Here is a 13,715-nt window from a genome sequence, read left to right as displayed (position 1 = left end):
CCTTTCAGACCGCGGAGATCAACCAGCAGTTATGGATCTGACGATTACGGGCAAAGTCCTGGGACAGCGTTTTTTGGCTAATTTCTTGTGCTTTCAGTCCCAGAGCAGCCAGCCCCTCATGATCCATGCGGAAGCCGCGTTTGTTATTCGAGAACATAATGGTACCGCCCTTACGCAGCAGGCGTTTCAGGTCGGTCATCAGGCGCAGGTGATCGCGTTGAACGTCAAAGCTATCTTCCATACGCTTGGAGTTAGAGAACGTTGGGGGATCGATGAAGATCAGATCAAATTGTTCGTTCGTTTCGCGTAGCCAGCCCAGCACGTCAGCCTGCATCAGACGATGCTGACGCCCGGTGAGACCGTTCAGGCGCAGGTTACGTTCTGCCCATTCCAGGTAAGTACGGGACATATCCACCGTGGTGGTACTGCGCGCGCCGCCAAGGCCAGCATGCACGCTGGCGCTGCCGGTATAGGAGAACAGGTTCAGGAAGTCTTTACCCTTGCTCATCTGGCCCAGCATGCGGCGGGCGATACGGTGGTCAAGGAACAGACCGGTATCCAGATAATCGGTCAGGTTAACCCACAGGCGCGCGTTGTATTCGCCCACCTCGATAAAGTCACCCTTCTCACCCATTTTCTGATACTGATTTTTCCCTTTCTGACGCTCGCGGGTTTTCAGCACCAGTTTGTTAGGCGCAATGCCCAGCACCGAAATTGTTGCCGCAATCACGTCCAGCATACGCTGACGCGCTTTTTGTGCATCAATCGTTTTTGGCGGCGCATATTCCTGCACCACAACCCAGTCAGCGTAACGGTCAACCGCCACGTTGTACTCCGGCAGATCGGCATCATACAGGCGATAACATTCGATACCTTCCTGTTTCGCCCATTTTTCGAATTTCTTCAGATTCTTACGCAGGCGGTTAGCGTAATCTTCCGCCACACCCGATGGTTTACTGTCCGCCGCTTTCTCGGCCAGATGGTAGTTTTTCTGCACGCAGTCCAGCGGACCGTTTTTCGCCTTAAACTGGCGTTCGGCACGCAGTTGCAGACAGCTCAGCAGTTCTGGCGAGGCGCTAAACAGCGACAGGTTCCAGCCGCCAAAGTCATTTTTCATATTACGGCCCAGCAGGCTGTGCAGGGCAATCAGCGCCGGTTCGCTATCAAGACGCTCGCCGTAAGGCGGGTTGCTGATAACGGTACCGTATGGGCCTTTTGGCAGCGGATTGGTCAGGTTCGCCACGTCTTTCACTTCGAAGGTGACCAGCTCGCCGATACCGGCACGGCGGGCGTTGCTGCGCGCACGCTCAATGACGCGTGAGTCGCTGTCAGAGCCGTAGAAATGGGAGGTGTACTCCGCCAGACCTTTACGTGCACGGGTCTGCGCTTCGTCTTTGACCTCTTTCCACAGCGCCTCATCGTGCTGCGCCCAGCCGCTGAAGCCCCAATGGCCGCGGTGCAGGCCCGGTGCGCGGTCGGTGGCCAGCATAGCGGCCTCAATCAGCAGCGTACCGGAGCCACACATCGGGTCGAGCAGCGGTGTGCCTGGCTGCCAGCCGGAACGCATCACTATGGCGGCGGCGAGAGTCTCTTTGATGGGCGCCATACCGGTACGATCGCGATAACCACGCAGGTGCAGACCCGCGCCGCTCAGATCCAGAGAGATACTGGCGGTGTCGCCGTTGAGCCAGACGTTGATCCGCAGATCGGGATTTTCACGATCGACGTTTGGGCGTTCCTTATTTTTACGCGTGAAGCAGTCCACAATGGCGTCTTTAACGCGCAGGGCACCGTACTGGCTGTTGCGGATCTCATCGTTCACGCCATTAAAGTGCACGGCAAAGGTGGCATTTGGGGAGAAGATCTCTGTCCAGTCGATCATCTGTACGCCGGTATAGAGGTCAAGGTCGCTGTAAACCTTGCACTCTTTCATCGGCAGCATGATGCGTGATGCCAGACGGCTCCACATCAGGCTCTGGTAAATAAGCCGTGTGTCGCCCTCAAAATGGACACCACCCTGAACCACCTGGCACTCTTGCGCGCCCAGGGTTTCCAGTTCAGTTTTTAACAGCTCTTCCAGCCCACGGGCCGTACTGGCAAACAGAGAATTCATATCGTCACTTTTACTCTTAGAAAATTGTCGCGCATTATAGCTAATATGGCGTGTATGTCATAAAGTTGAAGGCTTATTTTCATTCGAGGGGCTGTGCAGTGGCGACGTTATCCAGGCTTTTTATTCATCCGGTGAAATCCATGCGCGGGCTCGGCGTTTCACACGCGCTGGCCGACATGAGCGGATTTGCCTTCGATCGTATCTTTATGGTCACCGAACCTGACGGTACGTTCATTACCGCACGCCAGTTCCCACAAATGGTTCGCTTTACCCCTTCCCCGCTTTATGACGGTTTGCATCTCACCGCGCCGGATGGCTCCAGCGTGGTGATCCGCTTTGCTGATTTTGCGCCTGTCGAAGCGCCAACGGAAGTGTGGGGCAATCATTTTACCGCGCGCATCGCCCCGGATGACATTAACCGCTGGCTGAGCGGCTTCTTCTCCCGGGATGTGCAGCTGCGCTGGGTCGGCCCGGCGCTGACGCGGCGCGTTAAGCGCCACGAGGCGGTCCCGCTCTCATTCGCGGACGGCTTCCCCTTCCTGCTGACTAACGACGCCTCCCTGCGCGACCTGCAGCGTCGCTGTAAAGCCAGCGTCCAGATGGAGCAGTTTCGTCCCAACCTGGTTGTTACAGGCGCTGACGCCTGGGAAGAGGATACCTGGAAGGTGATCCGTATCGGCAGCGTGGTATTTGATGTCGTGAAGCCTTGCAGCCGCTGTATCTTTACCACCGTCAGTCCCGAAAAAGGCCAGAAACACCCTTCCGGCGAGCCGTTAAAAACCCTGCAGTCATTCCGCACAGCGCAGGACAATGGCGATGTGGATTTCGGCCAGAACCTCATTCCGCGCTCAAGCGGCGTCATCCGCGTGGGTGACGAAGTCGAAATTCTCGCCCGTGGGCCCGCAAGAGTGTATGGCGCAGGTCAGGAAGAAGAGTTCGTCGACGTTGAGACGCCAGCCAGCTCGCCCGTAGACATTCACTGGCAGGGCACCGTTATCCGCGGCAACAATCAGCAGGTTTTACTTGAACAGCTGGAACAAGCGGGGATCCGCGTACCTTACTCCTGCCGGGCAGGCATCTGTGGGTGCTGTCGAATCAAGCTGGTCGAAGGGGAAGTCAGCGCGCTGAAAAAATCCGCGATTGGCGATGATGGTACAATTCTGTGCTGCAGCTGTATTCCGAAAACGTCGGTACAGCTGGAAGCTTAAACGGCCTGCTCGAGGCTGAAAGCGTCTACGCGTTGCTGCGGTTTCAGCCTGTCATTCATTACCTTAATGGCATCCCCCAGTTGCATCGTCCGCCCGGCAATGGTCACACCGGGCTGGGCCAGCAGACAGAGCGCGGCATTTTCGCCAGGCTCAACCACCAGCAGGCTCACCTCTTCAGCGGTATCGCTCAGGTTTACACTCGCCGCATCGCCGGTGGCGGGGGTCCAGTTCATGCTGTGCGGTAAAAAATGCCAGCTTTTCGGCATTTGCGGTTTCAGGAATCGAATAGCCACTAACGCGTTTAATACCAGTTCGGCGCGCTGCTCTTTAGAAAGCACCAGGTCGCGGCATTTTTCTTCAAAGGAGAAATAAAGCGCAGCGTCGTCAACACAAAAGCCTGACGGGGAGAAGGCGTCCGGGGTTAACATTCGGCGAGCAAAACGGGAACGAAACAACATACCATTGGCTAAATCGAGCATCATGCGATCATGCTCGTCACAAAAATACCAGCGCCAGTTATCGTCAGGTTTAATTCGCATGTTTCTCTCCCGTCCCCAAACTTCCTGTACTAAAAATGTCCTGTTCGCCGCTTCGTTTATAACACCATTAATAAAAGACTATAATGACTAAATAAGCAACAATGACGGAATATAAAACAACCAGGGCTGGAAATAAAGCCCTGGTTGTCTGATAAAGAGAAAAGATTAGATATGAGTAACGATTTCTTTAATCAGCTGCGGTCCTTTAAAAATAAAACCGGAATAGATTTGCACCAGTGAGGCACCCGCCGCCATCTTCTCGCGAGCCGCAATCACGGAGTCGATACCACCGACGCCAATAATCGGCAGTCGTCCTTTTAATTCTGCTGACAGAGCACGAATAATTTCTGTGCTTTTTAATTGTACCGGACGTCCACTTAACCCACCCGCTTCGTCACAGTTTTTCATTCCCTGAACGAGCGAGCGATCGAGTGTGGTATTGGTCGCAATCACCCCGTCAATATTATGGCGAACTAAACTGTCGGCAACCTGGATCAATTCTTCAGCAGAAAGATCCGGTGCGATCTTAACCGCAACCGGAACATATTTATGGTGGATCGCCTGGAGCTCATTTTGTTTATTTTTAATGGCACTCAGAAGATCGTCCAGTGCTTCGCCATATTGTAAAGAGCGCAGACCCGGGGTATTTGGTGAGGAAATATTCACCGCAATATACCCCGCGTAGGCATAGACTTTTTCCATACAAATCAGATAGTCATCTTTACCCTGCTCTACCGGCGTGTCTTTATTTTTGCCAATATTGATGCCTAATACACCATCAAAATGGGCTTTTTTTACGTTCTCAACAAGGTGATCAACGCCGAGGTTATTAAAGCCCATGCGGTTGATCAGCCCTTCGGCTTCGACCAGGCGGAACAGACGCGGCTTATCATTACCTGGCTGCGGACGCGGCGTGACGGTACCGATTTCGATGGAGCCAAAGCCCATCGCGCCCAGGGCATCAATGCACTCACCATTTTTATCCAGACCCGCCGCGAGACCCAGCGGATTTTTAAAGGTCAGGCCCATGCATTGCACAGGTTTTTCCGGCACGTTTTGACGCACCAGTGCGGCCAGCGGCGTTCCGGTAATACGACGTAACTGCTGGAATGTAAATTCATGAGCGCGCTCAGGGTCGAGCTGGAAAAGGGCTTTACGAACGAAGGGGTAGTACATGAACTCTCCTGGATTCCCGGTGTGCAAACCGGGAGGGGATTATGTGCGATCCGGCCCGGAAAGGGAATTGACCTGTGGCAAAAAAAACACCGTTAGACGCAATCGTTTACCTCGCAGCCCCGTTCTTATGCGCTTTTTCGCATTTTAATTGCAGATAAATCATTTAGTGGAATAACCGGGCAGTGTCACACTCCTGAAAATTGTTATGAATGTTAGATAAAAGCAAACAATTAGTTATAAGGAGCATGCATGCGCGTCATAACCCTGGCCGGAAGTCCACGATTCCCCTCTCGCTCCAGCGCACTGCTGGAATATGCCCGTGAAAAGCTCAATGCTCTGGATGTGGAAGTATGCCACTGGAATCTGCATAACTTCGACCCCGAGGATCTGCTCTACGCCCGTTTTGACAGTCCGGCGCTGCAAACGCTGACTGAACAGCTTAAAGGGGCTGATGGCTTAATCGTGGCGACGCCTATCTATAAAGCTTCGTTTTCCGGGGCCCTGAAAACCCTGCTCGATCTGCTGCCTGAACGTGCGCTGGACGGCAAAGTGGTTCTGCCACTGGCAACGGGCGGCACGGTGGCACATTTACTGGCGGTGGATTATGCCCTCAAGCCGGTACTCAATGCGCTAAAAGCGCAGGAGATCCTCCACGGCGTCTTTGCCGACGACTCGCAGGTTATCGATTATCAACACAAACCTCACTTCACGCCGAATCTGCAAACCCGTCTCGACAGCGCCCTGGAAACCTTCTGGCATGCCCTGCACCGCAGAGATATCCACGCCCCGGCGTTTAACCCGTCACAGGGAGTCGCCCATGTTTAAAAGATTAACCCGTCTCGGACTGGCCGGGCTGTTAGCGCTCACCTCGCTGGCCCACGCGGCAGAGACGGCGCCTGAACATTTACGCATCGGCTATCAGAAAGGCAGCGTCAGTATGGTGCTGGCTAAAAGCCATCAGCTTCTGGAAAAACGCTTCCCGAAGACCACATTCTCCTGGATTGAGTTCCCTGCTGGCCCGCAAATGCTGGAAGCCCTGAATGTCGGAAGCATCGACCTCGGCAGCACCGGGGATATTCCGCCAATATTCGCGCAGGCGGCGGGGGCCGACCTGGTTTATGTCGGCGTTGAGCCGGCCAAGCCGAAGGCTGAGGTCATTCTGGTCCCTGAAAAGAGCACCATTAAGACGGTCGCCGATCTCAAAGGCCACAAGGTTGCATTCCAGAAAGGCTCAAGCTCGCATAACCTGCTGCTGCGGGCCCTGCAGGAGGCCGGTCTTAAATTCACCGACATTCAACCCGTTTATTTGACGCCGGCTGATGCTCGCGCCGCTTTCCAGCAGGGCAATGTCGACGCGTGGGCTATCTGGGATCCCTACTACTCCGCAGCTTTACTGCAGGGTGGCGTGCGGGTATTAAAAGATGGCACCACTCTGAAACAAACCGGCTCGTTCTATCTCGCCGCGCGCCCGTATGCGGAAAAGAATGGCGCTTTTATTCAGGATGTTCTCAACACCTTTACTCAGGCGGATGCACTAACGCAAAGCCAACGTCAGGAGAGCATTACCCTGCTGGCGAAAACCATGGGCTTACCTGAGCCGGTGATCGCGAGCTATCTCGATCACCGTCCACAGACCACCATTACCCCGGTGGACGCACACGTCGCTGCGCTGCAGCAGCAAACCGCAGATCTCTTCTATCAAAATCGCCTTGTTCCAAAACAGGTGAATATTCGCGAACGCATCTGGCAACCCGCAGGCAAAGAAGGAACCAAATCATGAGTCTGAATCTTTTCTGGTTTTTACCCACCCACGGTGATGGACACTATCTTGGTACAGAAGAGGGTTCACGCCCGGTTGACCACGGCTATCTGCAGCAGATTGCGCAGGCAGCTGACCGAATCGGTTTTACCGGCGTACTGATCCCCACCGGACGCTCGTGCGAGGATGCGTGGCTGGTAGCCGCATCGATGATCCCCGTGACCCAACGCCTGAAGTTCCTCGTGGCACTGCGTCCGAGCGTGGTCTCCCCGACCGTCGCGGCGCGCCAGGCGGCAACGCTCGACAGGCTCTCTAACGGCCGGGCCCTGTTTAACCTGGTCACCGGAAGCGATCCGCAGGAGCTGGCGGGTGACGGCGTGTTCCTCGATCACACCGAACGCTATGAAGCGTCCGCCGAGTTCACCCGCGTCTGGCGACGTCTGCTGGAGGGGGAAACCGTCACCTTCGAAGGTAAACATATTCACGTTCGCGACGCCAGGCTCTACTTCCCGCCGGTGCAGCAGCCGCGCCCTCCTCTTTACTTCGGCGGCTCATCAGATGTGGCGCAGGATCTGGCGGCAGAACAGGTTGATCTCTACCTCACCTGGGGTGAGCCGCCCGAGCTGGTCAAAGAGAAAATTGCCCAGGTGCGCGCCAAAGCGGCAGCGCATGGTCGCAAGGTACGCTTTGGTATTCGCCTGCATGTGATTGTGCGTGAAACCAATGAAGAAGCCTGGCAGGCGGCCGACCGGCTGATCGCGCATCTGGATGATGAGACTATCGCTAAAGCTCAGGCGGCGTTTGCGAAAACCGACTCCGTCGGCCAGCACAGAATGGCGTCATTGCACAACGGTAAGCGCGAGAATCTGGAGATCAGCCCGAACCTGTGGGCGGGCGTTGGCCTGGTGCGCGGCGGTGCGGGTACCGCGCTGGTCGGCGACGGTCCAACGGTGGCTGCGCGGATCAATGAATACGCGGACCTGGGTATCGACAGTTTTATCCTCTCCGGTTATCCGCACCTGGAAGAGGCCTACAAAGTGGGCGAGCTGTTATTCCCGCATCTGGATGTCGCCATCCCGGACGTACCGCAGCCCCGCCAGCTCCAGCTTCAGGGCGAAGCCGTGGCTAACGAGTTTATCCCGCGAAGAGCCGCACAAAGCTAAGGAGTTGCCATGAATGCCCCCTCACAAAAATGGTTGCTACGTGCCGCCCCATGGTTTTTACCCGTTGGCATTGTGCTTGTCTGGCAACTCGCGTCCTCTGCCGGCTGGCTGTCGAGCCGTATTCTGCCCTCTCCGGAGGGCGTAATAGAGGCATTCTGGTCGCTGAGCGTCAGCGGCGAACTCTGGCAGCATTTGGCCATCAGCTCATGGCGTGCCGTAATTGGTTTTTCGATTGGCGGAAGCATCGGCCTGGTACTGGGTCTGATCAGCGGGCTTTCTCGCTGGGGCGAGCGGCTGCTCGATACCTCCATTCAGATGCTGCGTAACGTGCCGCATCTGGCGCTGATCCCGCTGGTCATTTTGTGGTTTGGTATTGATGAGAGCGCCAAAATTTTTCTCGTCGCGCTGGGCACGCTGTTCCCGATTTACATTAATACCTGGCACGGGATCCGCAACATCGATCGCGGACTGGTCGAAATGGCACGCAGTTACGGCCTGTCCGGTTTTGCCCTCTTTATGCATGTGATCCTGCCGGGCGCCCTGCCCTCCATAATGGTCGGCGTGCGCTTTGCGCTCGGCCTGATGTGGCTGACGCTGATTGTGGCAGAGACCATCTCTGCAAACTCAGGGATTGGCTATCTGGCGATGAACGCCCGCGAATTCCTGCAAACGGACGTGGTGGTGGTGGCCATTATCCTCTATGCCCTGCTCGGCAAACTTGCCGACGTCAGCGCCCAGTGGCTGGAACGCAGCTGGCTGCGCTGGAATCCAGCCTATATTTCACAGGAGGCTAAAGCATGAATACTGCCCGACTGACTCAGGGTACACCGCTGCTCCTTAACGGTGTCACGAAGCGCTATGGCGAAAACACGATTCTCAACGCGCTGGACCTGCATATTCCTGCCGGACAATTTGTCGCCATTGTGGGCCGCAGCGGCGGCGGCAAGAGTACGTTGTTACGCCTTTTAGCCGGGCTGGAATCCCCCAACGGCGGCGAAATTCTGGCAGGCGCGACACCGCTGGCCACTATTCAGGACGATACCCGCATGATGTTTCAGGACGCGCGCCTGCTGCCCTGGAAAACGGTGATTGATAATGTCGGACTGGGCCTCAACGGCAACTGGCGGGATGAAGCCCGCCAGGCGCTAGCCGCCGTAGGGCTGGAAAACCGTGCGGGTGAATGGCCTGCGGCGCTCTCCGGCGGGCAGAAGCAGCGCGTGGCGCTGGCGCGAGCGCTGATACATCGTCCGGGCTTGCTGCTGCTGGATGAGCCACTCGGCGCGCTCGACGCCCTGACGCGAATCGAAATGCAGGACCTGATTGCCGCACTCTGGCAAAAGCATGGCTTTACGGTACTTCTGGTGACGCACGACGTGAGCGAAGCCGTCGCGATGGCAGACCGCGTGCTGCTAATAGAAGAAGGGAAAATCGGTCTTGATGTCACGGTCGATATTGCGCGTCCGCGCCGCGTAGGGTCGGCAAGACTGGCAGAGCTGGAGGCGGAAGTGCTGAATCGGGTGATGAAGCGCGGGGTCAGCGAGCGAGCGTTAATGACGGCTCACGGCTGACATCCTCCCTCTCCCACCGGGAGAGGGAGGGTTGGTCTTTCGATCAGGCCAGTGCCTTAGCGATCTTCTCGTACAGATCGCCAGACAGGTTTTCCAGCCCTTTCAGCTGCTCAAGCGCAGCACGCATTTTCGCCTGGCGCTGTGCATCATAGCGTTTCAGACGGATCAGCGGCTCAATCAGGCGTGACGCCACCTGTGGGTTACGGCTGTTCAGCTCGGTCAACATTTCCACCATAAACTGATAACCGCTGCCATCTTCCGCATGGAACGCCGCCGGGTTGCTGCTGGCAAACGCGCCAATCAGGGAACGCACGCGGTTTGGGTTGCTCATGGTGAAGGAGCGATGCTTCAGCAGACTGCGTACATTGCTGAGGGCATCGGCCGCCGGGCTGGTGGCCTGCAGGATGAACCACTTGTCCATCACCAGACCATCCTGATGCCACTTGTCATCGTACTCCTGCATTAGCGCATCACGGCACGGCAGTTCGGCGGCAACACTTGCAGCCAGGGCTGCCAGCGCGTCGGTCATGTTGTCTGCTTCGTGATACTGCTTGCTCACCAGCGTGTTTGCCAGCTCGCGCTCACCGAAGGCCAGATAACGCAGGCAGGTGTTACGCAGGGAACGTTTACCGATGTCAGCATGTTCCACACGATAAGCGTCAAGCTTATTAGCGTTGTAGATTGCGAGGAATTCGTCTGCAAGCTCGTTCGCCAGCGTACGGGTCAGCGCTTCACGCACCGCCACAATGGCAATCGGATCGATGATGTCGAACAGTTCGGCGATTTCGCCTGCGGATGGCAACGTCAGAATTTCAGCCGCCAGCGCCGGGTCAATCTTCTCATCCAGCAGGACTGCGCGGAATGCGTCCGCAACGTGAACCGGCAGCGACAGCGGCTGGCCCTGCTGATGACGATTAACGTTCAGCTTGATGTAGGTCGCCAGCAGGCTTTGCGCCGCATCCCAGCGTGAGAAGTCATTGCGCGCATGGCGCATCAGGAACGTCAGTTGCTGGTCGCTCCACTTATATTCCAGTTTCACGGGCGCAGAGAATTCACACAGCAGCGCGGGAACCGGCTGGAAATAGACGTTATCAAAGATAAAGGTCTGTTCCGCCTGGGTCACGTTCAGGACGTGGTGGACCGGATGACCGCCCTTCTGCAGCGGGATCACGTTACCCTCGTTGTCATACAGTTCAATACTGAACGGAATGTGCAGCGGGTGTTTTTCTTCCTGCTCTGCCGTTGGCGGCGTGCGCTGGCTGATGGTCAGGGTGTACTGCTCGGTTTCCGGATTGTAGTCGTCTTTGACGGTGACAATCGGCGTCCCGGCCTGGCTGTACCAGCGGCGGAAATGGGAAAGATCGACATTAGACGCATCCTCCATCGCCTGCACAAAATCGTCGCAGGTGGCTGCGCTGCCGTCATGACGCTCGAAGTAGAGCTGCATCCCTTTCTGGAAGTTCTCTTCACCCAGCAGGGTATGGATCATGCGGATAATTTCCGCCCCTTTTTCGTACACCGTCAGGGTGTAGAAGTTATTCATCTCGATGACTTTATCGGGACGGATAGGGTGTGCCATTGGGCTGGCATCTTCCGCAAACTGCAGGCCACGCATGGTGCGCACGTTGTTAATGCGGTTCACCGCACGGGAACCCAGATCGGAACTGAACTCCTGGTCACGGAAGACGGTCAGGCCCTCTTTCAGGCTCAGCTGGAACCAGTCACGGCAGGTGACGCGGTTTCCTGTCCAGTTATGGAAATACTCGTGTCCGATGACGCGTTCAATATCCAGGTAATCTTTATCGGTCGCGGTATCGGTACGTGCCAGCACGTATTTGGAGTTAAAGACGTTAAGACCTTTATTCTCCATCGCGCCCATGTTGAAGAAGTCGACAGCAACGATCATATAGATGTCGAGGTCATACTCGAGGCCAAAGCGCTCTTCATCCCACTTCATGGAGTTGATAAGCGAGTTCATCGCCCATGGCGCGCGGTCCAGGTTGCCGCGGTCGACGAACAACTCCAGCGCGACGTCGCGGCCTGAACGGGTTTTGAACGTATCACGCAGCACGTCGAAATCACCCGCCACCAGCGCAAACAGGTAACACGGTTTCGGGAATGGATCTTGCCACTGTACCCAGTGGCGACCGTTTTCCAGCTCGCCTTCACCTACGCGGTTGCCGTTGGAAAGCAGGAACGGATAGAGGGTTTTATCGGCGATGATTTTCGTTGTAAAGCGTGCCAGCACGTCCGGGCGGTCAAGATACCAGGTAATGTGGCGGAAACCTTCGGCCTCACACTGGGTGCACAGGGCCACGCCAGACTGGTAAAGCCCTTCCAGCGCCGTGTTGGCAGCCGGGCTGATTTCATTCACGATGCGCAGCGTAAAGCGTTCCGGCAGGTTGTCGATAACCAGCTGGTTGCCTTCTATTTTATAGTCAGACCATGCTTGATCATTGATTTGCACGGAGACCAGCGTCAGGTCTTCACCATCCAGACGCAGCGGCACAGCCGTCGCGCTCTGGCGCGTGAGCTGGCTTACCGCCGTGACAACGGTTTTAGTGGCATCCAGGTCAAAAGTCAGATCGATATCGCTAATCAGGTAATCCGGCGCACGGTAGTCGTGGCGGTATTTGGCTTGTGGCTGTTGTGTCATAGAAAACCTTATGCATCGTTTGTCGAATAACGAATCCAGTCTATTCCTGTTGTGTAAAACGCGCTATGCAGAATGTTCATCTTTTCAGGTACAAACACCTTTTTCGCTACATTTGTATAACACGGGGCACAAAATGCCCTCGACCATAAAGAGCGCTTATGTTGTGATCGGGGTTCAATAAATCACTAAACAAGGTATACTCCGGAGTTGTTTATTGTACTAAACGCTCCTGTGAGAGGATGCTACTGCGCACCTATGACTCAATTCGCTTCTCCTGTTCTGCATACATTGCTGGATACCGACGCGTATAAACTGCATATGCAGCAAGCCGTTTTCCACCATTACTATGACGTCCATGTCGCGGCGGAATTCCGCTGCCGTGGTGACGACTTGCTCGGTATCTACGCAGACTCCATTCGTGAACAGGTCGATGCTATGCAGCATCTGACGCTGCAGGACGACGAATATCAGTGGCTCTCTGGCCTGCCCTTCTTTAAAGCTGACTACCTGAACTGGCTGCGCGACTTCCGCTATAAGCCGGAGCAGGTGACCGTGGTCAATGATAACGGCAAGCTGAATATTCGTCTTGAAGGCCCGTGGCGTGAAGTGATCATGTGGGAAGTTCCGCTTCTCGCGGTGATCAGTGAACTGGCCCACCGCTACCGTTCGCCGGAAACCGGCGTTGAGCAGGCGGTCGCGTCGCTGGAAAATAAACTGGCCGCATTCTCAACGCTGACCGAAGGGCTGGATATGTCCCGCTTCCGCCTGATGGATTTTGGCACGCGTCGCCGTTTCTCTCGCGAAGTGCAGCAGGCTATTGTGAAGCGTCTGCAGCAGGAGCCGTGGTTCGTGGGCACCAGCAACTACGATCTGGCACGTCGTCTGGATCTGACCCCGATGGGCACCCAGGCGCATGAGTGGTTCCAGGCGCATCAGCAGATAAGCCCGGACCTGGCAAACAGCCAGCGCGCCGCACTGGCCGCGTGGCTGGAAGAATATCCCAATCAACTGGGCATCGCGCTTACCGACTGTATTACGATGGACGCGTTCCTGCGTGATTTTGGCCCTGAATTTGCCGAACGTTATCAGGGATTACGCCATGATTCCGGGGATCCGGTTGAATGGGGTGAAAAGGCCATTGCCCATTACGAAAAACTGGGCATTGACCCGATGAGCAAGGTGCTGGTCTTCTCCGATAACCTCGATCTGGCGAAAGCGGTCGATCTCTATCGTCATTTCACCTCCAGAATTAACCTGAGCTTTGGGATTGGCACCCGCCTGACCTGCGACATCCCTCAGGTAAAACCTCTGAACATCGTGATAAAACTGGTGGAATGTAACGGTAAGCCGGTAGCGAAGCTCTCCGATAGCCCCGGTAAAACCATCTGCCATGACAAAGCCTTTGTGCGCGCATTACGCAAAGCATTCGATCTGCCGCAGATCAAAAAAGCCAGTTAACCGCTTTCGGGAGCCTTTCAGGCTCCCCTCTCCTCAATTTATTTCTTAATTCTTCTCTTTTGACTGCGAAATCTG

At 55.7% G+C, this 13,715-nt stretch carries 11 protein-coding genes; 7 read left to right on the top strand and 4 right to left on the bottom strand.

Annotated features, from left to right (window positions below; all coding sequences use genetic code 11):
• Positions 1-4 precede the first annotated feature (4 nt).
• On the bottom strand, positions 5-2,113 hold the full coding sequence (gene rlmKL, locus AC2FAP_RS02525) for a bifunctional 23S rRNA (guanine(2069)-N(7))-methyltransferase RlmK/23S rRNA (guanine(2445)-N(2))-methyltransferase RlmL (protein ID WP_040017073.1): 2,109 nt from the start codon (positions 2,111-2,113) through the stop codon (positions 5-7).
• A gap of 98 nt (positions 2,114-2,211) precedes the next feature.
• On the opposite strand from rlmKL, the gene AC2FAP_RS02520 reads away from it, so the two are divergent.
• Entirely contained in the window at positions 2,212-3,321 is a 1,110-nt protein-coding gene (locus tag AC2FAP_RS02520) for a YcbX family protein (protein WP_449541341.1), read from the top strand.
• On the opposite strand, the gene zapC is transcribed toward AC2FAP_RS02520, so the two are convergent.
• Together zapC and pyrD are read right to left on the bottom strand one after the other, a co-directional pair.
• Positions 3,318-3,860 (bottom strand): cell division protein ZapC, encoded by a 543-nt coding sequence (gene zapC, locus AC2FAP_RS02515; RefSeq protein ID WP_025204541.1) that lies wholly within the window; start codon positions 3,858-3,860, stop codon positions 3,318-3,320. The two genes, AC2FAP_RS02520 and zapC, sit on opposite strands and share 4 nt — an antisense overlap.
• A gap of 165 nt (positions 3,861-4,025) precedes the next feature.
• Positions 4,026-5,036, bottom strand: a complete 1,011-nt coding sequence (pyrD, locus tag AC2FAP_RS02510) for a quinone-dependent dihydroorotate dehydrogenase (RefSeq protein ID WP_020884800.1) — start codon at positions 5,034-5,036, stop codon at positions 4,026-4,028.
• Positions 5,037-5,285: 249 nt separating this feature from the next.
• Here pyrD and ssuE point away from each other — a divergent pair, with 249 nt between their 5' ends.
• Genes ssuE through ssuB form a run of 5 tightly spaced genes read left to right on the top strand, consistent with a single transcriptional unit; the run spans position 5,286 to position 9,526 of the window.
• Positions 5,286-5,861 carry an NADPH-dependent FMN reductase gene (ssuE, locus tag AC2FAP_RS02505; protein WP_032681324.1) on the top strand — a complete coding sequence of 192 codons (576 nt, stop codon included), beginning with the start codon at positions 5,286-5,288 and terminating at the stop codon, positions 5,859-5,861.
• Complete coding sequence (locus AC2FAP_RS02500) at positions 5,854-6,816, top strand: sulfonate ABC transporter substrate-binding protein (protein WP_309161976.1); 963 nt, start codon at positions 5,854-5,856, stop codon at positions 6,814-6,816. Before ssuE ends, AC2FAP_RS02500 begins: the two co-directional genes overlap by 8 nt.
• On the top strand, positions 6,813-7,958 hold the full coding sequence (gene ssuD, locus AC2FAP_RS02495; protein WP_014169416.1) for an FMNH2-dependent alkanesulfonate monooxygenase: 1,146 nt from the start codon (positions 6,813-6,815) through the stop codon (positions 7,956-7,958). Before AC2FAP_RS02500 ends, ssuD begins: the two co-directional genes overlap by 4 nt.
• A gap of 9 nt (positions 7,959-7,967) precedes the next feature.
• On the top strand, positions 7,968-8,759 hold the full coding sequence (gene ssuC, locus AC2FAP_RS02490) for an aliphatic sulfonate ABC transporter permease SsuC (protein WP_020884803.1): 792 nt from the start codon (positions 7,968-7,970) through the stop codon (positions 8,757-8,759).
• Positions 8,756-9,526: an aliphatic sulfonates ABC transporter ATP-binding protein gene (gene ssuB, locus AC2FAP_RS02485; protein ID WP_025204544.1), complete on the top strand. Its 771-nt coding sequence runs from the start codon at positions 8,756-8,758 to the stop codon at positions 9,524-9,526. Before ssuC ends, ssuB begins: the two co-directional genes overlap by 4 nt.
• A gap of 43 nt (positions 9,527-9,569) precedes the next feature.
• On the opposite strand, the gene pepN is transcribed toward ssuB, so the two are convergent.
• On the bottom strand, positions 9,570-12,182 hold the full coding sequence (pepN, locus tag AC2FAP_RS02480) for an aminopeptidase N (protein WP_449541342.1): 2,613 nt from the start codon (positions 12,180-12,182) through the stop codon (positions 9,570-9,572).
• A gap of 255 nt (positions 12,183-12,437) precedes the next feature.
• Between pepN and pncB the strand changes: the two genes are divergently transcribed.
• Complete coding sequence (gene pncB, locus AC2FAP_RS02475) at positions 12,438-13,640, top strand: nicotinate phosphoribosyltransferase (RefSeq protein ID WP_279260539.1); 1,203 nt, start codon at positions 12,438-12,440, stop codon at positions 13,638-13,640.
• Positions 13,641-13,715: the final 75 nt, after the last annotated feature.

Source organism: Enterobacter cloacae complex sp. 394I7, from assembly GCF_057320345.1.
This window is presented reverse-complemented; position numbering and strand designations above follow the sequence as displayed.

Coding starts and splice junctions, on each gene's coding strand:
- rlmKL (WP_040017073.1), bottom strand. CDS start 2,113: ATGAATTCTCTGTTTGCCAGTACGGCCCGTGGGCTGGAAGAGCTGTTA.
- zapC (WP_025204541.1), bottom strand. CDS start 3,860: ATGCGAATTAAACCTGACGATAACTGGCGCTGGTATTTTTGTGACGAG.
- pyrD (WP_020884800.1), bottom strand. CDS start 5,036: ATGTACTACCCCTTCGTTCGTAAAGCCCTTTTCCAGCTCGACCCTGAG.
- ssuE (WP_032681324.1), top strand. CDS start 5,286: ATGCGCGTCATAACCCTGGCCGGAAGTCCACGATTCCCCTCTCGCTCC.
- AC2FAP_RS02500 (WP_309161976.1), top strand. CDS start 5,854: ATGTTTAAAAGATTAACCCGTCTCGGACTGGCCGGGCTGTTAGCGCTC.
- ssuD (WP_014169416.1), top strand. CDS start 6,813: ATGAGTCTGAATCTTTTCTGGTTTTTACCCACCCACGGTGATGGACAC.
- ssuC (WP_020884803.1), top strand. CDS start 7,968: ATGAATGCCCCCTCACAAAAATGGTTGCTACGTGCCGCCCCATGGTTT.
- ssuB (WP_025204544.1), top strand. CDS start 8,756: ATGAATACTGCCCGACTGACTCAGGGTACACCGCTGCTCCTTAACGGT.
- pepN (WP_449541342.1), bottom strand. CDS start 12,182: ATGACACAACAGCCACAAGCCAAATACCGCCACGACTACCGTGCGCCG.
- pncB (WP_279260539.1), top strand. CDS start 12,438: ATGACTCAATTCGCTTCTCCTGTTCTGCATACATTGCTGGATACCGAC.